The sequence below is a fragment of the Streptacidiphilus sp. P02-A3a genome, assembly GCF_014084105.1.
Taxonomy (GTDB): Bacteria; Actinomycetota; Actinomycetes; order Streptomycetales; family Streptomycetaceae; genus Streptacidiphilus.
Window position 1 is genome coordinate 7,930,617 of sequence record NZ_CP048289.1, and the last position, 22,782, is coordinate 7,953,398.

Consider the following 22,782-nt stretch of genomic DNA (forward strand, 5'->3'; position numbering starts at 1 on the left):
TGCGCCCGCAGCTCACCGCACTCCCCGCCAGCAGACCCACACCACCAGCAGACAAGGGCGTCTCCCGTGGCCATCAGCGTCTTCGATCTCTTCTCCGTCGGCATCGGGCCCTCCAGCTCGCACACCGTCGGCCCGATGCGCGCGGCGCGGATGTTCGCCCGCCGCCTGAAGTCCGAGGGCGTACTGGCCCAGACCGCCTCGCTGCGCGCCGAGCTCTTCGGCTCCCTCGGCGCGACCGGCCACGGCCACGGCACCCCCAAGGCCGTCCTGCTCGGCCTCGAAGGCAACTCGCCGCGGACCGTGGACATCGTCCAGGCCGACCTCGACGTCGAGCGGATCCGCGGCAGCAAGCGGCTGCGGCTGCTGGCCGCCGACCTCGGCGACATCTGCGACCACGAGATCGACTTCGATCCCGACACCCAGCTGGTCCTGCACCGCCGCCGGTCGCTGCCGTACCACGCCAACGGGATGACCCTCTGCGCCTACGACGGCGCCGGCGCTCCGCTGCTGGAGAAGACCTACTACTCGGTCGGCGGCGGCTTCGTGGTCGACGAGGACGCCATCGGCGCGGACCGGGTCAAGCCGGACGACACCGTGCTCCGCTACCCCTTCCGCACCGGCGCCGACCTGCTGCGCTGGACCACCGAGACCGGCCTGTCGGTCTCCTCGCTGATGCTGGAGAACGAGAAGGCCTGGCGCTCGGAGGCGGAGATCCGCTCCGGCCTGCTGGACATCTGGCACGTCATGCAGGAGTGCGTCCGCAACGGCATGAACCACGAGGGCATCCTGCCCGGCGGCCTGAAGGTCCGCCGCCGCGCCGCCACCGCCGCCCGCGCCCTGCGCACCGAGGGCATCGGCCCGGCGAACGCCATGGAGTGGGTGACCCTCTACGCGATGGCGGTCAACGAGGAGAACGCGGCCGGCGGCCGCGTGGTCACCGCCCCCACCAACGGCGCGGCCGGGATCATCCCGGCGGTCCTGCACTACTACCTGAACTTCATCCCGGGCGCGGGCGAGGACGGCATCGTCCGCTTCATGCTGACCGCCGGCGCCATCGGCATGCTCTTCAAGGAGAACGCCTCGATCTCCGGCGCCGAGGTCGGCTGCCAGGGCGAGGTCGGCTCCGCCTGCTCCATGGCCGCCGGCGGCCTCGCCGAGGTCCTCGGCGGCACCCCGGAACAGGTCGAGAACGCCGCCGAGATCGGCATCGAGCACAACCTCGGCCTCACCTGCGACCCGGTCGGCGGCCTGGTCCAGATCCCCTGCATCGAACGCAACGGCATGGCCTCCGTCAAAGCCGTCACCGCCGCCCGCATGGCCCTCCGCGGCGACGGCCGCCACCACGTCTCCCTCGACAAGGCCATCAAAACCATGAAGGAGACCGGCGCCGACATGAAGGTCAAGTACAAGGAGACCTCCCGTGGCGGCCTCGCGGTCAACGTCATCGAGTGCTAGACAGATAGGCCCTGACCAGCGCCTCCATCCCTTTCAGCGCGGTCAGGGCCTTTCCTGTTTGCACGGTGGAAAGTCCCCAGACAGTCCCCAGGACGAAGCAGAAAGTCCCCGAAAAGTCCCCAGCCCCACGGGCAGAAATGGCCCGCTGACCAGGGCCATCCAGAGGCTCTGTCAACGCCTGCCGTACCGGCTTCGGCCGCTTCTCGGCCGGTACGCGTCCTTGACGATCTGCTCCAGGTCCTCTTCGCTGAACCTCCGATGACTGCCGATCAGTCGATGCGGGACCCTTCCGACTGCGGACTCGGTACGCAATTACGACGCGGTGACTCCAAGGCGTTTGGCCGCTTCAGCGATGGAGTAGAGCAACGGTCCCTTCTTGGTCGGCGGCCCGTCGACAGCCTTGCCGCGAGGCCCCGTGGACGGCAGACCCAGCGCAGCGGCGTCCACCGCAGCCAGGAGGAGGCCGAGCCCTCGAAGCCGGGCCGCATCCCCCACGCCGTCATTGGGGCCCGGAAGGCCGAATGCTCGACGCCCCTGAGTCGCGGGATCAGGCGAAGGCAGCAGTGCTACGAGTCGGTAGTCCTCTTCTGTGAGCGGGGCTCCGGCTTCGAGTTCGCGGGACAGGCGGAGTCGCTCGCTCTGCAGAGCCAGCTTGTCCAACTTCCAGATCCGTTCGCGCAACTGCTCCCAGCTCGCATGCCCCTGCACTGCGGCAAGCGCGTACGTCGCGATGTCCTGGCCCGGGTCCGCCTTGACCCGGCGCTGCTGGTAGCAGATCTCCATACCCTTCTCCACCGGCACCTTGCAGGGGAAGCCATAGAAGGACGTGACCGGCTCAGGGCAACGCGGCCGGTCACAGGCGAGCGCCCGGTCGGTCCCGGCCCGGATCTGTCGGATCTGCTCAGCGGCGTTGGTCAGCCCCTCCTTCGGTACGCCCCAAGCTTTCGCCGCCTCCCTGGGGCTGAGGTGGTCCAGCGCCCTCATCCGCTCAATCGGTGTACCCGAACCATCCTGCCCCTCCATCTGCTGCTCCCTTCTCGCTCTCTCCATACATGCTGAACGCGGACAAGGACGAAGCGGACGGCTTGACGGGCCTCCACCGACAAGCATCCAAATTCGATCGCACGGGATCATCAGCCGATCGCGAGCCGAACAAATCTGGCGCGATCCAGGAGCTCAGTAGCACGGCGTGCTACTCATTGCTACCGTGACAGCCATGACAGCCCAGCCGGAGATCACGCAGCGCGATTTGCGCAACAAATCGCGAGAGATCATGGATGCCGTCGAGGCTGGCCAGTCGTTCACCGTCACCCGGGACGGGCACCGGATCGGAGAGCTGATCCCATTGAGATGCCGCAGGCGCTTCGTTCCGCGAGCGGAGTTCGCGGCGATGTCGCGGAGCGCACCCCACATCTCCCTGGATGCCTTCCGAGCGGACCAGGATGCCGCTACTGCACCGGAGATGGACGAACCCTATGCCCGTTGAACACCAGCGGGGTCTGCTCGACACCAACATCATGATCCTCCGCCGCTGGATCGACCTAGCCGAACTTCCGTCCGAGATGGCCATCAGCGCAATCACTTTGGCGGAGCTGTCCGCCGGTCCCCATGAGGTCAGACGAAACGACGAGCAGGCAGACTACGGCGAGCATGCGGAGCGGGGCCGCCGACTCCACGTCCTCCAGTGCGCCGAAAACGAGTTCGACCCCATCCCCTTCGACGCCGAGGCGGCCCGAATCTACGGCCGCATCAGCGCTGCCGCGGTCGGCGTTGGGCGAAAGCCGAGCAGACGCGTGGCCGACCTGATGATCGCCGCCATCGCCATCGCCGAAGAGCTGCCGCTCTTCACCACCAACCCCGATGACTTCAAGGGTCTTGAGGACCTGCTGACCGTAGTACCGGTCACTCGGCCTGCATCGCCACACGACAGCCGATCAGAGGCCGGCAAGGAAATCCCTAGCACAGCCCCGAAGCCACGAGAGTGGCAAGGTACCCGGTCAGATCCATGAGGACGCGCGTTCAACGTCATCGACGTGCTGAGCAAACAGCATCAAGCAGGTGGACGTACGCCGCCTTCACGTGCCTTGGATCCCGGCGGCAGAGCAACGCCGCTACGGTGAGACGGACCAGAAGAGGGTGCTCCTGCACGCATGAGGTCGGCTGCCCATGCAGGATCAATCGCCGAAGGGGAACGAGTTGAACACCAGCGAGCACACGGAGCCGGCGAGCCACGCCTGGTCCGTCGCCGACTTCCTAGGCGGCGACTACAAGCAGTCGGGCTACGGCAAGGGCGTCTTCACCACCTCTGGACGAGGAGTTGACGAGCCATGACCACTGCCTTCACGCCGCCCGTCGAGGGGGGCGCACTGTTCGTCACCAGCGTTCGGCTCACCAACTACAAATCCATCGCTCGCTGCGACATCCCCCTCGGCCCGTTCACCGTCCTCTTGGGTCTGAACGCAGCCGGTAAGTCGAACTTCCTCGACGCCCTACGCTTCGTCCGTGACGCCGTGACCCGTGGACCGGCCGAGGCTATCGGTTCCCGCGGTGGGCTCGAGAACGTCCTCTGCCGCATTCCTACGTTGGCGCACTCCTGCACGATCACCCTGGAATTCCGGCTACCTCCGTCCGTCGGCCAGGACACCACCTGGCACGGCCGGTACGGCTTCACCCTCGCCCGCGGTTCCGGCCCCCATGCTCCACAGGGGTGGGAGGTCCGACACGAGATCTGCGAACTGGGTGCCCTGGGTAGCGGCCGTCCGCCGTTCCGTTTCGAGGTCGAGCGTGGCGCAGTCGACGATCCCGCCTCCGAGCGTGAGTCGACTCTCCGGCCTGGCAGCCTCTACCTGCCACTGCTGGCCGGCACGGGCCCCTACGCCCTGCTTTACGCCGCGCTCGCCGACATGTTCTTCTACGATCCGGATCTCGCTGCGCTCCGTGATGCCCGACCAGCTACCGGCTCCGACAGCCTGGACGAGGACGGTGGCCATCTCGGTGCAGTCCTCGGCCGACTCGACCCTTGGGCAGCTGAGCGCGTCCCCGCCTACGCCGCCGCTATCGTGCCAAATCTGACCGAGGTTGGGCCATCAGCTTCGGCGGCGGCCAGCGACTATGTCGCTGCGCGCATGACTCTGACCGCTGGCGAAGAGGCGGAGCCGAAGCAGTTCCGCGCCGAGTCCATGTCCGAGGGGACCATTAGGGCGATCGGCCTGCTCGCCGTGCTCTTCCAGCCGCGCGCACGGGACGGCCGCATTCCGCTCGTCGCCATCGAGGAGCCCGAATTGGCCCTGCACCCCTTGGCTGCCGGTGTCCTGTTCGACGCGCTCACAGAAGCGAGTACATCCGTGCAGGTGCTGGCGACCAGCCAGAGCGCCGAGCTGTTCGACCGTAAGGAGGCCGACCTCTCCGCCATCCGTGTGGTGACCGCACGCGACGGAGTGACCGTCATCGGGCTGGTCGACGAAGTGAGTCGGTCGATCGTGGCGGACGGCTTGGCCACCGTCGGTGAACTGCTGCGCTCGAACCAGCTCGAGCCCCAAACACCGCATCCTACGGAGGCCGCCGAGTGAGCACACAGCGTGTCACCATTGCCTCCGTAGTCGAGGGGGAAGGCGAGCTCTCGGCCCTGCCCGTCGTACTCCACCGACTCATGTACGCGGAGGGAATCTGGGACGCCGACATCCGGCCCCCGCACCTCGTCGACCGAGGCCGATTGGTGAAGCAGGGCGGCTTGGAGGCCACCGTGGACGCTCTTGCCCGCCGGCTGCCGCCCGGTGCCCCCGGCGGCATCCTCGCACTCATCGACGCGGACGACGACTGTCCTGCCGATCTGGGGCCGTCCCTGCTCGACCGCGCGACCGTCGTGCGGCCCGACCGTCGCATCTCCGTGGTGCTGGCGAACCGGGAGTTCGAGGCGTGGTTCCTCGCAGCCGCACCATCGCTCGGAGGCAGGGCAGGCATGCCGTACGACCTCGCGGTTCCCGGGAACCACGAGACCCTCCGCGACTGCAAGGGCTGGCTTACTCACCACCGCACCGACGGCGGACAGTACAAGCCCCGGGTCGACCAGGCACCTCTTGCCGACCTCTTCGACCTTGACCTGGCTCGGGCTAATTCGGCCTCCTTCGACAAGTTCTGCCGTGACGTCAGCTATCTGATCGCTGGCAAGCGAAAGGTCTGATCACCATGGCAGAGCACCATCAGTCCGCATTCGGCGATGCCACAGTCGCTGCCATGCTCGACCGCGGCCGGCGCGAGACCCGACCGCCGCTCAGGACGGCTTCGCCAAGCGGCTGGGCCGGGCCATCGCCGGTGATGGGCTGGCCGAGGTGCTCAGCAAGAACGTGAAGGACCAGGGAACTCGTGGCCAACCCTCTGCCTCGCCCACGGCCGGACTGACGGGCCTAACGCAGACGAGAAAAAGTCCCCCACACAGTCCCCGGCGCCCCGTCCCCTGCCTGATATTCGTCAAAGATGCAGGTCACAGCCATGATCAATTGGCGCGGACATGAAGGTCAAGTACAAGGAGACCTCCCGCGGCGGCCTCGCGGTCAACGTCATCGAGTGCTGACCGGGGCTGCCGCTGCGCGGCGTTGGGTGGTGGCCAGTAGCAGGGAGGCTGCGGCGGCCAGTAGTGCCGCCACGATCACCGCCGTCCAGCCGCGGCGGAAGGCGTCGAGGGCGGCCTGCGGTCCGTGCGGGGTGCCGATCAGGCTGACCGTGAGCGCGACGCCCACCACCGCGCCGATCTGCCGGGCCATCGTGGTGACCGCCGAGCCGGTGGCGAAGCGGGTGGGCGGCAGGGCCGCCGCGGCGGAGCCGATCAGGGTGGGCAGGGTCAGTCCCACGCCCAGGCCGGTGAGCAGCATCCCGGGCAGCAGTTCGGTGGCGTAGCCGGGCCGGATCTCGATGGTGGCCGCCCACCAGCCGATGCCCGCCGCGAACAGCAGGGTACCGAGCGCGGCCAGCCGCCCGGGGCCGAGCCTGCGCACCAGCGCGGCGCTGCCCAGCGCGACCGGCGGCACCAGCAGCGGGCCCGGGGCGATGGCCAGTCCGGTGCGCAGTGCCGAGTACCCCCAGACCTGCTGGCACCACAGGACCGAGGTCAGCAGCATCCCGGCGAAGGCGACGGTGAACAGCAGCGCGGCGGTGTTGGCCGCGGCGAAGCTGGGCACCCGCAGCAGCGGCAGTTCGACGATGGGGGCGGGGTGGCGTGCCGAGCGGAGCAGGAACCAGCCGGTCAGCAGGACGGCCGCGAGCAGGCCGCCGAGGACCCGGGCCGAGCCCCAGCCCCAGTCGTCGCCCTTGACCAGGGCCACGGCGAGAACGGCGATGGCCCCGGTCAGGAGTCCCGCGCCGAACAGGTCCGGCAGCGGTCCGTCCTCCTTGCCGCGCAGCCTGGGCAGCACCCGGGCGCCGACGGCGATGGCGGCCGCGCCGACCGGGACGTTGGCGATGAACACCCAGCGCCAGTCGGCCTCGACCAGCAGTCCGCCGAGGACCGGTCCGAGCCCGGCGGCGATTCCGCCGATCGAGGCCCAGGCCCGGATGGCGGCGGGGCGCTCGGTCGGGGGTGTGGCGTCCAGCAGCAGCGCGAGGGAGGTCGGCATCAGCGCGGCGGCGCCCGCCGCCTGGACCACCCGGGCGGCGTCGAGCCAGCCGACGGCCGGGGCGAGCGCGCAGAGTGCGGAGGCGACGGTGAAGACAGCCAGCCCGGCGAGGAACACCCGGCGGTGCCCGATCCGGTCCGCCAGCCGTCCGGCGGCGACCAGCAGGGCGGCGAAGACGATGGCGTAGCCGTTCAGCACCCAGGAGAGGGTGGCCAGGCTGCTGCCGTGGAAGTGCTGCTGCATCGCCGGAAGGGCGACGTTGACGATGAACAGGTCGAGGTTCGAGACGAACACCGCGGCGGCCACGACCAGGAACGCGGCCCGACGGTGCGGTCGGTCCACGTCGGCCGACACCGGCACCGGGTTTGATATTCCAACTATCTCCATGGCAGGGAACGCTAGCGGGAGTGAGTTTGAAAGCACAACCCTCTATGGCAGGCTGGTGGAGTGACCCAGCCCACCGACGCCCAGCCCACCGATGCCCAGCCCACCGAAAGCCGGCCCGCCGCCGCGGCGCTGCCGGGCCGCCCCTGCTCCATCGCCGCCGCGCTGCAGATCCTCGGCGAGAAGTGGGCGCTGCTCGCCGTGCGCGAGATCTTCTACGGCAACCACCGCTTCGACCGGATCGTCCGCAACACCGGCGCCCCGCGCGACCGGCTCACTGCCCGGTTGCGCGCCCTGGAGGAGGCGGGGGTGGTCGAACGCCGCGCCTACAGCGAGCGCCCGCCGCGCTACGAGTACCACCTCACCGAGGCCGGGCGGGACCTCGCGCCGCTGACCCAGGCGCTGCTCGCCTGGGGCGACCGCTGGGTGTCGTCCGAGCCGCCGGTGGTGCTGCGGCACCACCCGACGGGCCACCCGGACCATCCCGACCACCCGCTGGACGCGGCCTGGACCTGCCGTACCTGCGGGGCGGAGGTGCACAGCCCGGACGTCAGCCTGGAGATCCTCTCCCCGGGCTGGGACCACCAGGGCCCGACCGCCTCGGGCCCCGAGCCCGCGCCCGACCGCTGAGCCCCGCTCCGACAGCGGCACGTCGGGGGTTCGGCTCGCCGGGACATGGCAGGGGGTGTCGCCGGTGGGCGGTGGTGCGGCCCGTTGGCGACACCCCCTGGGGTGTGGACGTTGTCAGTCGATGCCGGTGACGCCGTGCGCCTGGATCAGCTTCGCCAGTTCCCTGCTGGTCTCCGGACCGGCGACCGGGCGGAAGTCCCGGATGAGTCGGACGTCCGCCAGCAGGGGTTCGAGGACGTCGAACCAGACGACGTCCCGGACCAGGTCGCTGCTGCTGGTCACCATCGCCTCCACCAGCGACGCGCACCGGTCGAGGAGTTCCGGGGCACCGGGCGCCTGCCGCACTGCCGGAATGAACACCGGGTCAGTGAAGACCTCCATCACGAACTGGTAGGCGTCGAAGTCGACGTCGTCCCAGCCGAAGTCCCGGGGGACGCCCGGTTCGACGAAGGAGTCGAACCAGGCGCCCGTTTCGGGGATCCGGGTGAGCATGACCGTGGCCAGGTTGGCCAGGTCGACCGTCGGGGAATCGCCGGAGGCAGCCACCCGTGTTCCGTTCTGTGTCGGTCGGTTCGTCTGTCAGGAGCAGTAGTTGTAGCCGGGGACGCAGTCGTCGGGCGAGTAGCCCGGGGGGTTGCTCGTCGGTTCACCGCCGGCCGGGGTGACGCCGAACGGGTCGACGACTGAGATCACCGTACTCTTCGTCCCCTGCCACCAGCCCTGCTGGTGCACGTTGATCCCCCACTGGGCGATGGCGAGGACGTCACCGGCCACACCGAACGCCCCGAGGAACCCGCGCATGTTCTCGGCCTCGCCGACGGCGACCGGCCTGGGTGCCCGGTCGCCCTGCATCTCGAACTTCTGTCCGGTGACCTCGCTCGCGGACGGGGCGGCCAGAACGACCGTGCGGGCCGCCCTGATCTGTTTGGCGATCTCCGGGTTGGCGTTCACCGCCTGAGTCGCGGCTCCGTTCTCGTCCACCGAGTTGAGCGCGCTCCAGAGCTCGGACAGCTCCTGTTGCGCGATGGACCGGTCGGACGGGCTGAGCAGGCCCTCCCCGGTCTTGGCCTCCTGCTTCCGGTCCTGTTCGAGGAGTGTGGCCAGCGCGTTCATCTGGGCGGCGGCCTTGCCGATGTGCCACTTGCCGCCCGTGGGCAGGCCGGTGTTGAACTCGTTGATGACCGCGGTCCCCAGCTTCCCGTCGCCGAGAAGGGATCCGTCAGCGGTGCCCGGGCGGGCGTAGATTCCGTCGAGGATCTTCCGCAGCTTGGTGTTGTGCACGGTGGGTGCGTAGGCCCTGGGCTCGCTCAGCCCCGGATTCGGGTTGGATCCACACGGGTTGACCAGCACATAGACGCACCCTCCCGAGCCGCCTCCACCCGAGCTACCCTCCAGGGCGGCCTCGCAGGCGTCGACCTCCGCCCCGGTGCCGTTGCATCCGCCGTCGCCCTCGACCCGGGTCCCGCTCGGGTCGCTGTAGGTCACGGGATTGCTGCCCGCGTAGCTGTAGCCGTTGAGCTCCTGGAGGCTGGTGGCCTCGAAGAGCGGGTCGAGGCTGATGAATCGGCCGGTGGTGGGGTCGTACTCACGGGCACCGATGAGGGTCAGGCCGGTGCTGGTGTCGTTGGGGTCGTTCAGGAAGCCGCGGTTGTCCAGCCAGGTCGTGGTGGTGCCGCGGGGTGCGCCGAAGGGGGTGAACTGGCGCCAGGTCGGGACCTGCGCGGTGGTGTCCAGCATCAGGTCGCTGGTGCCGTGCTGGTCGGTGATCTCGAAGGCGTTGCTGCTGCTGTTGGTGGCCGAGTAGCCGGTGCGCACCGCGGTGCCGCCGCCGGGCAGCGCGTAGTAGCGGGTACCGATGACCGTGCCCGCGCCGCTGCCGGTGCCGGTGTTCAGCGCGAGCTGCTCACCGGGCAGGTAGAGGGTGCTGGTGCCGGGGTCCTTCTCCAGCAGCACACTGCCGTCGGCGTTGTGGACGAAGTCGCTGTCACCGGCGGTGCCGCCGGTGATGCCGGTGAGTTGCCCGGCGTCGTTCCAGTTCAGGGTCTGGCTGCCGGTGCTGGGGGTGGTCCGGCTGGTCATGTTCCCGGCCGGGTCGTAGCCGTAGGCGGTGCTGCCGGTGCCGGCTCCGGTGGTGCTGGTGGAGGTCAGCGTGTGCGGCTGGTTGACGCTGCCCCCGGCGCCGTTGTAGCTGTCGTTCGTCGTGGTGGCGGTGCCGCCGGTGGTGGCGTAGTCGGTCTCGCTCTGGCGGTTGCCCAGTGCGTCGTAGGTCCAACTGGTCCAGTACGCGCCGCTGGCGATGCCGTCGCCGACGGTGGCGGAGTTGCCCGGGGTGGGCGTGGCCGCGCAGGAGTCGGTGGCGGTCCAGGCCTGGGTGAGGTGGTCCAGGCCGTCGTACTGGTAGCACTGGGTCTCGCTGCTGGCGCTGGATCCGGCCCGGGTCTCGGTCTGGGCGGTGATGTTCCCGTCCAGGTCGTAGCTGTAGGCCTCGTTGTCGATGTCGGTCGGGGTCGCCGTCTCACCGGTGACCAACTGGTCGGTGAGCTTGCCGGTGTGCGGGTCGTAGGTGTCGGTGAGGTACGCCTCGCTGCCGATCGACCCGAGGGTCTCCTGGTTGACCCGCCCGTAGGCGTCGTAGGCGGTGGACTGCGCGTAGGGGCTGGTCCCGGCCATGCCGTTGGGCAGGTCCAGGGCCGTGGTGTAGGTGTCGGTCAGGGTCTCCAGCGGGAGGCCGCCCGCGGCCGGGAGCCGTTGGGCGTCGGGCAGGCCGGTGTTGGTGGTGTACGCGTCCTGGAAGGTGTACGACCCGGCCAGCGCCCCCTCGGTGGAGGGGATGGTGACCGTCTCGCCCTTGGACTCGCCGAACGTGTTGAAGCCCAGCGACTGGGTCACATAGGCCGCGCCGTCGCTGTACGCGGTGGTCGTGGTGGTCTGCCCGATCGGGTCGGTCATCCCGGTCACCGCGTTGTTGCTGTTGTCGTAGACCCAGGAGGCGATCTCGTTGGCGCTGGACTGGGCGGTGCTGGCGGCGTCGTACTCGGCGGTCTTCCGGCCGAGCGCGTCATAGGTGTAGCTGATCGTCCTGCCGCGCGAGTCGGTGGTCTGCACCAGGTTCCCCACGACGTCGTACGCCAGTGTGGAGGCGCCCGCGTCCGGGTCCGACTTGGCGGTGGCCTGGCCCAGCAGGTTGTAGGTGGTGGTCCAGGTGCTGCCGTCGGTGCTTTCGCTGTTCTGGTTGCCACGGGTGTCGTACCCGTAGGTGGTGGGGACCGAGGTTCCGCCGGACACGGTCCAGATCCCGGTGAAGGTGTTGGCCGGGGTGTTCAGCGTCGGCGCGGTGCTGTAGTCGTCGAGTTCGCTGGTCCTGCCCATCGCATCGGTGAGGGTGGACGCCACGGTGCCGCCGCTGGGCGGGATGACGGTGGTGCGGTCACCGTTGTAGACGGTCGTGGTGGTGGAGACCACCACGTTGTCCTTCTCCGAGGAGTCGACCACCACCCGGCCCAGGCCGTCGTAGGTGTAGTAGTCCTGGTTCGGCACCTCGTCCTTGAGGTTCGCCGCCGACACCAGCGTGGTGTTCGGCCCGGTCGTCGAGTCCCACCAGCCGTTGTAGGTGGCGGACTTCCAGCCGCGGGTGTCGTAGAAGGTGTCGGTGACCAGCCGCCCGCCCTGCGGGGTGGAGGTCTGGGTCTGCCTCGGCCGCATCATCGCGTCGTAGATCACCGTCGACACCGTGTACCCGGCCTCGTCGTTCAGCGTCTGCGTCGTCGTCGCGGTCACCCCCGTGTCCGAGACCAGATACGTGTAGACCTCGTTCGCCGGGCTCGTGGTCGCCCGCGAGTCCTTCCAGAGCGAGGTGATCCGGCCCAGCGTGTCGTACTGCGAGGTGGTGACCACGCCGTTGGCGTCGGTGCTGGTCAGGGCGACGCCGCGGGCCGGGTCGAGGGTCTCGGAGGTCGCCTGCCCGAGCGCGTTGACCTGCGAACTCCCGGTCACCAGGCCGAGGCTGTTGGTGACGTAGCCGGACTTGGTGTCCGCGCCCGCGGAGTCGTAGGTGTCGGTCGCCCGCCCCTCGGCGTCGAAGAGCTGGGTCTTCGAGGTCTGCCAGGTGAACGTCCCGCCCGAATAGCCCGTCGCGGTCTGGGTGATCGAGGTCGCCCCGGTGCTGGGCGCGGTGGTCTGCGGGAAGGTCAGCGTCGGCTGCGGCCAGGTCTTGGCGTCGGTCGGGTCGTCGTACAGGACGCGCACGGCGGAGATGACCTGGTTCGGCCGGGACACCGTCGTGGGTGCGGTCAGGGTGTTCACACTGCCCGGGACGCTGGTGACCGCGCCCTCGGTGAAGCCACCACAGGCCACCGCGTCGATCTCGGTTCCGGACTGCAGACCGACCAGGTTCAGCGTGGTGTTGGGCAGCGCGTAGGTGCCGCTGGTGCACCGGTCGTCCGCGGCGATCACCGGGACGGTGTGGTCGTAGGCCTCCGTCGCCATGCCGAAGTCCGCGTCCGTCACGGTCGCGTCGTAGCTGGTGTCACTCTCGTTGATCCGCCAGGTGGTTGAGCCGGTGTCGGTGATCGCCTGACGGCTCCAGGTCTCCACCGGTTCGACCAGGTTGGCGGTCAGGTCGGGAAGGCCGGTACGGGTACGGGTCGCGACGGCGGGTGAGACCCAGTACGAGGTGATGGTGGAGTGGTCCACCGGGCCGCCGGAGCCCAGGTAGCTGGTCGACTCCAGCTCGTTGCCCGCGAGTTCGTCGAGGTCCTGGTGGACACCGCCCTGGGAGTCGGTGACGTTGACGGTGGTGCTGTTGTTGTCGTCCGACATGCCCTGGTAGTAGTGCGCCTCGGACTCGGTCCGCGGGTCGTTGACCCCGTCGCCGGTGAACGTCTTGACGTCCCCGTAGCCGCGCCACTGGCCGTAGGTACGGTACTTGGCCTTCACCACCTCGTTGTCGTCGAAGTGCCAGGCGGGGTTCGCGTACTGGTACGAGGTGGCCATCACCGGCGCGCCGCCGGTCGGGTCGGTCTCGGTGACCTCCTGCACCGCGTACTTGTTGAACCAGTCCAGGAACGGCGCGCTGTAGCCCTGCGGCGTCCAGTACACCGGGTAGCAGGAGGAGGTGTTCGCGGACGCGGTGAGAGTGACCGGACCGGTGCACGGACTGGTCAGCTCGTAGTCCACCCCGGTCACCGAACCGGACTCGTTGGTGATCGAGTTGATCCGGAACCGGTACAGCGGCGGCAACCCGTCGGTCACCGTGTCCACCCGGTTCGGCAGGTCCACCGCACCGAAGGTCACCGAGGGCATCGCGATCGGTGTGCTGGATCCCCCACCCTGGGCGTCGGAGCCGGTGTGGGTGATCGACTGGAGCCACAGGGTGGCGTTGCCGTCCCCGGTCACCGGCATCGTCTGGTCCAGCGCCCACGAGTCCACCGGCAGGTACTTCGCCTGCGCCACCGAGTACTGCTCGGTCGCGATCGAGGTCAACCGCACCGTGGAGAAGTACGAGGGGGCGTGGTCGGGGCAGGTGGTGGTGGAGGAGCAGACCAGGTCGAACGGCACGTCCGGCCAGTTGGCCTTGGTGGTCGAGTTCAACGGGTCGCAACTGGAGGTGCCAAGCACGCAGCGGTCACCGGTGGCGAAGGTGACCTTGTCCGGAACGGTGCCGTAGGCGTTGCCGTCGGCGAAGCCGTAGTCGACGTGGTCCAGGTACGAGTCCCGGATGTAGCTGACCGGCGTGGTGGTGTTGTCCTTGCCGTACGAGTTCGTCGACTGGTCGTAGTAGTACGCCATCGCGTCCCCGTGCACGTCCTTGACGTAGTCCAGGTTCCACCGGTACGCGGTCAGGCAGCCCGAGGCGGAGAAGCCGGAGCTGCTGTAGCAGGGGTCGCCCGAGTGCGCCGAGTACACCTGCGTGTAGTCCACCGAGTTCGTGGTCGCCTTGCCCGACGCCCACCCCGGCAGCTCGTTGCGGCCGAACTCGAACACCGAGCCGTCCCGCTCGGTCACCGTCCAGTAGTCGGTGTTGTGGGTCTTGGAGCCGTTGTTGGAGCCGGTGACGTGGGTGATCACGTCACCGCTGTCGTCGGCGGTGGTGAAGGTGCCCTTGGCGGAGTCGTAGACCAGCGAGGTCGTGGAGCCGCCCAACGACAGCGTGAGGATCTCGCCGTCCCAGCACTCGTCCTGGGTGGCGGACGGCGAGGCGGTGCCCTCCGGGCTGTCCGCGCAGGCCGCGAAGGTCTGCTCGATGTAGGACTGCGGTGACGACCAGCCGTCCCCCGCCCACGACGCCTGGGCCTGGGTCGCGGAGGTCTGCCCGTCCACCGACCCCGAGTCGTAGTCCAGGGAGAGCTGCGGCACCAGCGAGGAGGGGGCGGACGGCACGCTCATCGGGTAGCTGTAGCTGAAGGAGCCCGAGCTGCCTCCGGCGGACCAGGAGCCCGAGGGCTTCAGCGTGGTCGCTCCGTAGCTGCCGGACGGCCCGCCGCCGTCACCGGCCGTGGTCCCGCTGACCGCCGCCAGCACCATCGGCTGCGCCATCGCGGCGCTCCGGACCGCCGCGCGGCTCGCACTGTTCGCAGTCGTACCGGCCGTGGCAGCGCCGACGACCGGGACCCGCGCGGTAAGGGTTTGGTGCGACGCGTCGTTCACCGATGCCAGCCGCTGCTCGGTCTGACACTGCGTCAATTGAGGATGGGTAAGAACACACGCGGGCAGCTCGACCAGGCTCAGTCGCGAGCCGAACCCGCCCCCGTACGCCTGCGCGAACGACCGGTAGTCGACGGTCACTTGGGCGCTGCCCCGGCCGGTTCCCCGCGGGGTGAGACTGAACAGCACGCCGTTCACCCCGGCCGCGGTGGCCGCCGCGTGACCGAGTACCGACACCTGCAACGACGTCGGCGCCGTGGAGCCACCGGCGGGCGCCACCGGCCTCACCGACACCGGGCCGACGCCCTTCGCGGACACCGCGGCGGCGGCCCTTCCCACTCCGGCCGAAAGACTCGCCTCGAAGGAGGAAGCCGCTGGCCACGAGGTGGCGGAAGGGCGGTACTCGGTGTCCGCCTGACTCTTCGTCGCGGCGAAATGCATAGCCGCGGGCTTCACGTTCCTCACTGTCGGCGTGGACGCCTTCGCCGGAGCCGCCGAGTGTGTCGGCGTCACGGCCCGCACCGCCGTGGCCGGTCCCAGTGACGCGATCAGGACGGCCGCGGTCAGGACCGCGACTCTCCCGGAACGCACATGGAACCGAGCGCCCCTGTTCCCAGGTATGCGCATCCCTTAGCTCCCCCTCATTGTTCGCCCGATGGCCGAACGTCGAATCCAAGAGCGGCTCCTGCCTGCTCATCACGCTGGACCATTTCATGATCCACAGTCATTTCGGTAAGAGCGGAGAAAGACTTACCTTCACCGCCTTGATAAAAGCGGCGCATCCGGATGAAAGGGGACTGTGATGGGAGCCACAGGTCCCGGGTGTACCGCGGCTGCCATTGGCTACCGACGAAGAATGCGCCGCGCCAACTCCGGGACCCACTGCACGTATTCGACCTCCGCGCCGCCCCGGTGGCGGGCGTACAGGAAGCGGCCGGTGGCCCGGCGATGACGAGGAAGTCACCGATCGCCGCGAGTTCGACGGAGTCGAAGCCGAAACGGAGTTCGGGTTCGACGCCGGTCAACTCGCTCAGCAGGGTTACTTGTGCATACCTGGGAACCGTAGGAGAGCGGCCGGCTCAGCCGGAAGAGAGCACCTTTCCGAAAGAGGGGCACCTGGTGGTAACCGAAGAGGTGCCCACCCGGACGCGGGCCAGTCCCGGGCCCTGAGCCCGGGCGCCCCCCGGGATGCGGGTCGGCGCCGGCTGCGGCAGGCTCGGAGGACGACGACGTCACGAGGAGGCTCCGGTGGTCTGGTTCCTGCTGCTCCTGCTGATCGCCGTCGTGTTCGGGTTCCTCGGGGCGATCATCAAGGGACTCCTGTGGCTCCTCGTGGTCGGGTGCGTGATCTTCGTCATCGCGCTGCTGTACGCCGGGTGGCGGCTGCGCAGCGGCTCCGGTACCCGCGCCAGACGGTAGCCCCGCCGCTCGGCCCGCCGCTGCCCCGATCGGACGCCGTCGGCGCGCGGCGCGGCGGCCGGGCGGCGAGGATCGGGAACAGGCAGGGCGGTGCACGGACGCGCCCGGTGCGGTGACTGGAGGAGCAGCGGGTGACGACAGCCACCGGCGCGGTCCGGGCGGAGCGGCGAGCGCGGACGCGGAGCGGCCGGGCCCGGCTGGCGGCGGCCGGTGTGCTCACGTCGGCGCTGCTGGTCGCGCCGGTCCCGGCGGCGAGCGCCCAGCCCCGCGCCGTCTGCCCGGGGCTGCTCGCGGCCCGGGCGACGCCGGTACGGCCCGGGTTCCCGGCCGAGGGCGCCCGGTGCGGCGCCGACGCGCAGGCGCGGCTGCTCGGCCTGGCCGTGGTCGACGTGGCGCTCGGCGCGATCGGCACACCGTACGCCTGGGGCGGCGGCGGCGAGGAGGGGCCGACCCGGGGGTACTGCGACCGGGTCAACGGCTATCTGGACGGGGTGTGCCAGGCCGATCACACGGTCGGTTTCGACTGCAGCGGTCTCGCTCTGTACTCCTGGTACCAGGCCAGCGACGGCACGGTCACGCTGCCCCGGCACAGCTCATGGCAGTACGACCGCGACCGGCATCTCGGCCCGGACCAGCTGATCCCGGGCGACCTGCTGTTCTTCGCCGAGCCCGGCGGTCCGATCCACCATGTCGGCATCTACCTCGGCGGCGGCGCGATGGTCCACGCCGAGCGCACCGGCACCCTGGTCCGGATCCTCGGCGACGTCTTCCACGATCCCTACTGGGGGCCGCGCTACGTGGGCGCCGCCCGCCCGGCGCCGGACGCCGGTTCCCCGACCTCGCCCGGTCCGGCCGACCGGACCGCGGCGCCGCCGCCCGGGTGGCGCGGGGCGGTCAACCGGCCGGGTGCTCCAGGTAGGAGCTGATCCCCGCGGCGATCCCCCGGGCCGCCGACTCGCGCCAGGCCGGGGTGGTCATCCGCCCGGCGTCGGTCGGGTTGGCCATGTTGCCGCACTCGATGAAGACCGCGGGCACGGTGGACAGGTTGAGGCCGCCGAGGTCGCCGCGGACGGTCAGTGCGGTGCCGCGCCCGAGGTAGGTCGAGCGCGCCTCGCCGGTACTGGCGCCGAAGGCTGAGCGCAGCGCGAGGCCGAGCCGACGCGAGGGGCCGACGATCGGGCGGGTGTCGACGGTCCCGGCCACCACCACCGCGGGCAGGATCACCTGGAATCCGTAGCCGGTCGGCGGGGCGCCGTCGGCGTGGATGGACACGGCCGCGTCGGCGTGGGCCCGGGTGGCGATCGCCGCCCGCTCGGTGACGCAGGGCCCCCAGGGCCGGTCCCCGTCCTGGGTGAGCACCACCGTCGCGCCCGCCGCGCGCAGGATCGCCTCCGCCCGGCGGGCCACGTCCAGGTTGAACACGGCCTCGGTGTATCCGTCGGCGGTGGCGGTGCCGGTGGTGTTGCAGGCCTTGCGGCCGTTGCCGACATCGACCAGCCGGTTGATCTGCCCGGGGTGCGAGAAGTTGCCCGGATTGTGGCCGGGGTCGAGCACCACCGTCCGCCCGGAGAGCGGCAGCCCGCCGCCCGGCGCGGCCTGGCCGCCCGCGCCCAGCAGGGCGCCCGCCAGCGCACCGGCCGCCAGCACCGGCGCCACCGCGGTCGCCAGCACCGAGGTCCCCACCGAGACGGCACCGCCCACAGCCAACCTCCCACGACGTCCCCCGGCCGGTCCGGGGTGCCCCGAGTCGACCACACCGCGTCCCGGCCGGACGTCCCGCGCCGCCGGTCTGTCCCCCGTGCGGCCGACCCGGACGGCGACCGGCGGCCCGGAACCCCCCTCCGCCCGGCCCGCGTGCGCCCAGGGGGTAGTCGGCCGCCCGCCTGGCTCGGAAGATGAGTCCGCACGGCACTCGGGCCCGGCATTCGGGCACAGCGCGCGGGCACGGCACTCGGGCACGGCATTCGGGCACTGCGCGCGGCAGAGAAACGGGGAGCGATATGACAGACCTGGACCGGCCCGACTCCAGCGGGGTCCACCCGGACGCCGCCATGGACCGGGTACGTGAGCTGCTCGCCGTCCACGGCGCCGCGGACGCCTGCGCCGCGGAACTGCTCTGCGACCGGCATCCCGCCGACCAGGTGGCGTTCACCGTCGTCGACGCGGATCTGTCGGCTCGTCACCTCAGCTACGGCACGCTGCGCCGCGAGTCGGCCCGCTTCGCGGCAGCGCTCGCCGACCTGGGCGTCGAACCGGGCGACGCGGTGGCCGTGCTGATGGGGAAGTCCGCGGAGCTGCTGGTGGCGCTGCTCGGGATCTGGCGCCGGGGAGCGGTGCACATACCGCTGTTCACCGCGTTCGCCCCACCCGCCATCGCGCTCCGGCTGGGTGCCGGGCGGGCGAAGGTGGTCGTGGTCGACGTCGACCAGCGGGCGAAGCTCGCGCCGGGCGAGGACTTCCCGGCCGATCCGCCGTGGGCCACCGTGGTCGTCGGCGGCGAGCCCGAGGGCGAGCAGCTGTCCCTCGCCGACCTGCTGTCCCGGTACTCCGGCGACGAACCGCAGGCCAGGGCCGTCGCGGTCGGCCCGGACGGCGTGCTGGTCAAGCTCTTCACCTCGGGTACCACCGGCACCCCGAAGGCCGTGCCGGTACCGGTGAGGGCGCTCGCCTCCTTCCAGGCGTACCTGGAGTTCGGGCTCGACGTCCGCCCCGACGACGTGTTCTGGAACGCCGCCGACCCCGGTTGGGCCTACGGCCTCTACTACGCCGTGCTCGGACCGCTCGCCGCAGGGGCGCGCAGCCTGCTGCTGCGCGCCGGTTTCTCGGCCGGGCTGACCTGGCAGGTGATGGAGCGCTTCGCGGTCAGCAACTTCGCCGCCGCCCCCACCGTCTACCGCGGCCTGCGGGCCGGAACCGAGCGGGTACCGGAGGGGGTCCGGCTGCGCCGGGCGTCCTCGGCGGGCGAGCCGCTCACCCCGGACGTGGTCACCTGGTCCGCGCGGCACCTGCGGGTGGCTGTCGGTGACCACTACGGCCAGACCGAGCACGGGATGATCATCGCGAACAGCTGGGCCGACGGCCTGCGGTCGCCGGTCAGGCCCGGGTCCATGGGACGGCCGCTGCCCGGCTGGAGCGCGGTGGTGCTCGACGACGAGCGCGACGAACCGGCGCTGCCGGGCATGCTCGGCCAGGTGGCGATCGACGTGACCGACAGCCCGCTGCTGTGGTTCCGGGGTTACGACGACGCGCCGCGGAAGACCGCCGAGCGCTTCACCGCCGACGGCCGCTGGTACCTCACCGGCGACGCCGGAACCCAGGACGAGGACGGCCACTTCTACTTCTCCGCCCGCGACGACGACGTCATCATCATGGCCGGGTACCGGATCGGCCCCTTCGAGGTGGAGAGCGTCCTCGCGGAGCATCCCGGTGTGGTCGAATCAGCCGTCATCGGCGTCCCCGACGAGTTGCGCGGCGAGGTGCTGGAGGCGTTCGTCGTGCTGCGGGAGGGGACACCGGCGGGCGAGGAGCTCGTCGAGGAGTTGCGGCAACTGGTCAAGCGCCGTTTCGCGGCGCACGCCTACCCTCGGGCCGTGCACGTCGTCGACCAGCTGCCGAAGACCCCGAGCGGGAAGGTCCAGCGCTTCGTCCTGCGGGCACGGCGGGCGCGGGAGCTGTCCGGCCGGGTCGGCCGCCGGTAACCGGGCGGGACCCCCACGGTGCGGGCGAGGTCGGCCCGTCCGTGCCCCCGACGCCCGGGGTGCTCACTCGTACGGGGTGGTGGCCGAGGGGAGGGTCACCGCCGGGTGGCGGCGGGGGCGGCGGGGTTGGCCTGGGCGGACGACGGCGATGCCGATCGCGGCTCCCACCGCGGAGACGGCGAAGGCGGTCGCCATGTCGTCGGGTCCGGGCCCTCCGGCAGGAAGTACACCGCGAGCAGCGCGTACGTGCCGGTGAACAGGGCGCCGACCAGCGGCGGGGAGACGTCGAACGGCACCGGGACGGCGAGTGTGCTCTGGCTCCCGCCGCCGCCGGACACCCGCAGCACCCTCCCCTCCCAGAGGGTGGCCCGGACGCTGTCGCCGGGCGCGACACTGTCGAACAGGCCGTCGTTCTCGGGCAGCGCGACATCGACGGGTGCGGCCGCGATACCCGCGAGCACCACGTGCGGATAGGGATCCTTCCCAGCCTGGACGTACTGCCTGGTGAGCGTGGCGGTGACGGTCGCCAGGCAGTCGGCGCCGGTCGGCTCGCGCTGCCCCGCCGGGCAGGCCCGCGCCGCGCGGTAGGCGTTCAGCCGGGCGTCGTCGTGTGCGGCCAGCGTCCCGGTGAACCAGGCGGCGGCGGCCAGCGCGACCGCGATCAGCAGCAGCGTCACGACGGCCTTCCGCGACTCCTTGGCCGGATCCGGCCGCGCGGGCTGTTCCAGGGTGAAGTGCTCGGGCGGTGGCAGCGGGGTGGTGGTTCGCTTCATCCTGGACGGCTCGCTCCGCTGGTGGGGACGGCCAGAGCATAGGCCCAGCCCCGACGCCCCCACCAGGGAGGCTCCCGCCGCCGGTCAGGAGACGGTGAGGACGATCTTGCCGGTGACGCGGCCGGTGTCGCCCAGTTCGTGGCCCTTGGCGGCCTGCGCCAGCGGGTAGTCGGCCTCGATCACCGCGCGGAGCCTGCCCGCGGTGACCAGGTCGCTGATGGCGCGCATACCGGCCTGGTCGGCCTCGACCAGCATCGCGTAGGTGTCGACGCCGAGCGCGGCGGCCTGCTCCGGCAGGTCCGCCGGGAAGGAGCTGACCGCGATCGAGACCAGCTTTCCGCCGGGCTTCAGGGCCTTCAGCGAGCGGGTGGCGGTCTCGCCGCCGATCGCGTCGAAGACCACGTCGACCGGGTCGATCGCGGTGAAGTCCTCGGTCCGGTAGTCGATCAGTTCTTCCGCGCCGAGTTCGCGCAGCAGCCCGTGCTTCGGGGCGCTGGCCGTGCCGATCACGTGCGCGCCGAGCTGCTTGGCGATCTGGACGGCGAGGTGGCCGACGCCGCCCGCGGCGGCGTGGATCAGCACCCGCTGGCCGGGCTGGACGTCCGCCACGTCCACCAGGCCCTGCCACGCGGTCAGCGCGGCCAGCGGGATCGCGGCGGCCTGGACGTGGTCGATGCCCTCCGGCTTGCGGACCAGGGCGCGCGCCGGGGCGACCACGTACTCGGCGAACGAACCGACGCCGTGCGGGTACGGGAGCATGCCGAAGACCTCGTCGCCGACCTTGTGCAGCGTCACGCCGAAGCCGACCGACTCCACCACCCCCGAGACGTCCCAGCCGAGCACCAGCGGCAGCTTGCCGACGAGGCCGCTGAACGTGCGGTGCTTCCAGTCGGTCGGGTTCATGCCCGCCGCGCGGACGCGGACGAGTACCTCGGACGGGCCGGGCGTCGGGCGGTCGAGCTCGACCTCCCGCAGAACCTCGGTGCCGCCGTACGTGTTCTGGCTGATTGCCTTCATTGTGGTCATGGATCCAGCATCTACGGCTTCCACCTGCGTAGATAGTGGCCCGGAGGTCATCATGTGCAAGGATTGGGCCATGCAGCCCATCCACAGAGTCGTCGTCCTCGCGCTGGACGGGGTGATCCCGTTCGAACTGAGCCTGGCGTCGCGGCTGCTCGGCACCGCCGAGGACGCCGACGGCCGCCCCCTCTACGAGGTGGTCACCTGCTCGGTCGACGGAAAGCCGGTCCGCACCGGGGCCGACTTCGCGATCACCGTCGAGCGCGACGCCTCCGCCCTGGCCGAGGCCGACACGGTGGTGATCCCCGCGTCCGAGAGCTTCGCCGACATCGTCGACCGGGACGCCCTGCCGCGCCGGACCGCCGAGGCGCTGGCCCTGATCAGGCCCGAGGCCCGGATCGTGGGCATCTGCATCGCCACCTTCCTGCTGGCGGCGGCGGACCTGCTCGACGGCCGGACCGCGGCCACCCACTGGTTTCACGCCGCCCGCTTCCAGCGCTCCTACCCGCAGGTCGAACTCGCCCCGGACGTGCTGTTCGTGGACTCGGGCCGGGTACTCACCTCGGCCGGCGCGGCCTCCGGTATCGACCTGCTGCTGCACCTGATCCGCTCGGACCACGGCAGCGCCGTCGCCAACCACGTGGCCCGCCGCTGCGTCGTCCCCCCGCAGCGGGAGGGCGGCCAGGCCCAGTACGTCGAGCGGCCGCTGCCGCAGCGCTCGGACGCCGGGACCTCCGCGACCCGAGCCTGGGTCCTGGACCGGCTGCACGAGCCGCTGCAACTCGCCGACCTGGCCGACCACGCGGGCATGAGCCGCCGCACCTTCACCCGCCGCTTCCGGGCCGAGGTCGGCCTGAGCCCCGGCCAGTGGCTCACCCAGCAGCGGGTCGACCTGGCCCGCCAACTCCTGGAGAGCAGCGACCTGCCGGTCAACCGCATCGCCGAACGCGTCGGCTTCGCGGCGGGCGCCACCCTCCGCCAACACCTCCACGCCGCGATCGGCGTCTCCCCCGGCGCCTACCGCCGCACCTTCCGAACCTGACGGCTCCAGCTACCTCCACCCGCCGCCGGAGGCCGGGCGAGGAAGGCACCTCTGCCGATGGGCGAGAGTGGCCGGAGAGTGCTCCTGATGGCCTGCAACTCTAATGCGAA

General features: G+C 70.7%; 17 protein-coding genes and 2 pseudogenes. 11 read left to right on the plus strand and 8 right to left on the minus strand.

The window, feature by feature from the left end:
* Positions 1 to 66 precede the first annotated feature (66 nt).
* The gene (locus GXP74_RS33375; protein WP_182454984.1) at positions 67 to 1,455 is read left to right on the plus strand and encodes an L-serine ammonia-lyase; all 1,389 of its coding nucleotides are present in this window, start codon (positions 67 to 69) and stop codon (positions 1,453 to 1,455) included.
* Between the two features lie 312 nt (positions 1,456 to 1,767).
* Here GXP74_RS33375 and GXP74_RS33380 read toward each other — a convergent pair whose 3' ends face one another.
* Positions 1,768 to 2,478, minus strand: coding sequence for a hypothetical protein (locus tag GXP74_RS33380; RefSeq protein ID WP_182454985.1), 711 nt, complete (start codon positions 2,476 to 2,478; stop codon positions 1,768 to 1,770).
* A gap of 193 nt (positions 2,479 to 2,671) precedes the next feature.
* Between GXP74_RS33380 and GXP74_RS33385 the strand changes: the two genes are divergently transcribed.
* From GXP74_RS33385 to GXP74_RS33405, 5 genes and pseudogenes are all read left to right on the plus strand, one after another.
* Complete coding sequence (locus GXP74_RS33385) at positions 2,672 to 2,941, plus strand: type II toxin-antitoxin system Phd/YefM family antitoxin (RefSeq protein WP_182454986.1); 270 nt, start codon at positions 2,672 to 2,674, stop codon at positions 2,939 to 2,941.
* A pseudogene (locus GXP74_RS33390) lies at positions 2,931 to 3,383 on the plus strand (type II toxin-antitoxin system VapC family toxin); the annotation flags it as partial. The gene GXP74_RS33385 and the pseudogene GXP74_RS33390, both read left to right, overlap by 11 nt.
* Positions 3,384 to 3,621: 238 nt before the next feature.
* On the plus strand, positions 3,622 to 3,786 hold the full coding sequence (locus tag GXP74_RS33395) for a hypothetical protein (RefSeq protein ID WP_182454988.1): 165 nt from the start codon (positions 3,622 to 3,624) through the stop codon (positions 3,784 to 3,786).
* Positions 3,783 to 5,024: an AAA family ATPase gene (locus GXP74_RS33400; protein ID WP_182454989.1), complete on the plus strand. Its 1,242-nt coding sequence runs from the start codon at positions 3,783 to 3,785 to the stop codon at positions 5,022 to 5,024. The genes GXP74_RS33395 and GXP74_RS33400 overlap by 4 nt, the downstream gene beginning before the upstream one ends.
* Positions 5,021 to 5,635, plus strand: a complete 615-nt coding sequence (locus tag GXP74_RS33405; RefSeq protein ID WP_182454990.1) for a DUF4276 family protein — start codon at positions 5,021 to 5,023, stop codon at positions 5,633 to 5,635. The genes GXP74_RS33400 and GXP74_RS33405 overlap by 4 nt, the downstream gene beginning before the upstream one ends.
* 376 nt (positions 5,636 to 6,011) lie before the next feature.
* Here GXP74_RS33405 and GXP74_RS33410 read toward each other — a convergent pair whose 3' ends face one another.
* Complete coding sequence (locus GXP74_RS33410; protein ID WP_182454991.1) at positions 6,012 to 7,451, minus strand: MFS transporter; 1,440 nt, start codon at positions 7,449 to 7,451, stop codon at positions 6,012 to 6,014.
* A 60-nt stretch (positions 7,452 to 7,511) separates the two neighbouring features.
* Between GXP74_RS33410 and GXP74_RS33415 the strand changes: the two genes are divergently transcribed.
* Entirely contained in the window at positions 7,512 to 8,078 is a 567-nt protein-coding gene (locus tag GXP74_RS33415; protein WP_370468492.1) for a winged helix-turn-helix transcriptional regulator, read from the plus strand.
* Positions 8,079 to 8,192: 114 nt separating this feature from the next.
* Here the strand turns inward: GXP74_RS33415 and GXP74_RS33420 are convergent, their stop codons facing one another.
* The 3 genes and pseudogenes from GXP74_RS33420 to GXP74_RS41210 all read right to left on the minus strand — a co-directional run bounded on the left by GXP74_RS33420 (position 8,193) and on the right by GXP74_RS41210 (position 15,757).
* Positions 8,193 to 8,624, minus strand: a complete 432-nt coding sequence (locus tag GXP74_RS33420) for a hypothetical protein (RefSeq protein WP_182454992.1) — start codon at positions 8,622 to 8,624, stop codon at positions 8,193 to 8,195.
* A 33-nt stretch (positions 8,625 to 8,657) separates the two neighbouring features.
* On the minus strand, positions 8,658 to 15,038 hold the full coding sequence (locus tag GXP74_RS33425; protein ID WP_182454993.1) for an RHS repeat-associated core domain-containing protein: 6,381 nt from the start codon (positions 15,036 to 15,038) through the stop codon (positions 8,658 to 8,660).
* Positions 15,039 to 15,563: 525 nt separating this feature from the next.
* Positions 15,564 to 15,757: pseudogene (locus GXP74_RS41210) on the minus strand (hypothetical protein).
* Positions 15,758 to 15,968: 211 nt separating this feature from the next.
* Between GXP74_RS41210 and GXP74_RS33430 the strand changes: the two are divergent.
* Positions 15,969 to 16,139 (plus strand): hypothetical protein, encoded by a 171-nt coding sequence (locus GXP74_RS33430; RefSeq protein ID WP_182454994.1) that lies wholly within the window; start codon positions 15,969 to 15,971, stop codon positions 16,137 to 16,139.
* Between the two features lie 131 nt (positions 16,140 to 16,270).
* A complete protein-coding gene (locus tag GXP74_RS33435; protein WP_182454995.1) occupies positions 16,271 to 17,065 on the plus strand; it encodes a C40 family peptidase in 795 nt (264 codons plus the stop codon).
* On the opposite strand, the gene GXP74_RS33440 is transcribed toward GXP74_RS33435, so the two are convergent.
* Positions 17,034 to 17,840 carry an N-acetylmuramoyl-L-alanine amidase gene (locus GXP74_RS33440; RefSeq protein WP_225448371.1) on the minus strand — a complete coding sequence of 269 codons (807 nt, stop codon included), beginning with the start codon at positions 17,838 to 17,840 and terminating at the stop codon, positions 17,034 to 17,036. The genes GXP74_RS33435 and GXP74_RS33440 overlap by 32 nt on opposite strands.
* Positions 17,841 to 18,139: 299 nt before the next feature.
* Between GXP74_RS33440 and GXP74_RS33445 the strand changes: the two genes are divergently transcribed.
* Positions 18,140 to 19,837 carry an AMP-binding protein gene (locus GXP74_RS33445; RefSeq protein WP_225448372.1) on the plus strand — a complete coding sequence of 566 codons (1,698 nt, stop codon included), beginning with the start codon at positions 18,140 to 18,142 and terminating at the stop codon, positions 19,835 to 19,837.
* A gap of 95 nt (positions 19,838 to 19,932) precedes the next feature.
* Here GXP74_RS33445 and GXP74_RS33450 read toward each other — a convergent pair whose 3' ends face one another.
* Complete coding sequence (locus GXP74_RS33450) at positions 19,933 to 20,610, minus strand: hypothetical protein (protein ID WP_182454997.1); 678 nt, start codon at positions 20,608 to 20,610, stop codon at positions 19,933 to 19,935.
* 84 nt (positions 20,611 to 20,694) lie between these two features.
* Positions 20,695 to 21,627: an NADP-dependent oxidoreductase gene (locus tag GXP74_RS33455; protein ID WP_182456807.1), complete on the minus strand. Its 933-nt coding sequence runs from the start codon at positions 21,625 to 21,627 to the stop codon at positions 20,695 to 20,697.
* A 79-nt stretch (positions 21,628 to 21,706) separates the two neighbouring features.
* On the opposite strand from GXP74_RS33455, the gene GXP74_RS33460 reads away from it, so the two are divergent.
* Positions 21,707 to 22,672 (plus strand): GlxA family transcriptional regulator, encoded by a 966-nt coding sequence (locus GXP74_RS33460; RefSeq protein WP_182454998.1) that lies wholly within the window; start codon positions 21,707 to 21,709, stop codon positions 22,670 to 22,672.
* The last annotated feature ends 110 nt before the right edge of the window (positions 22,673 to 22,782 follow it).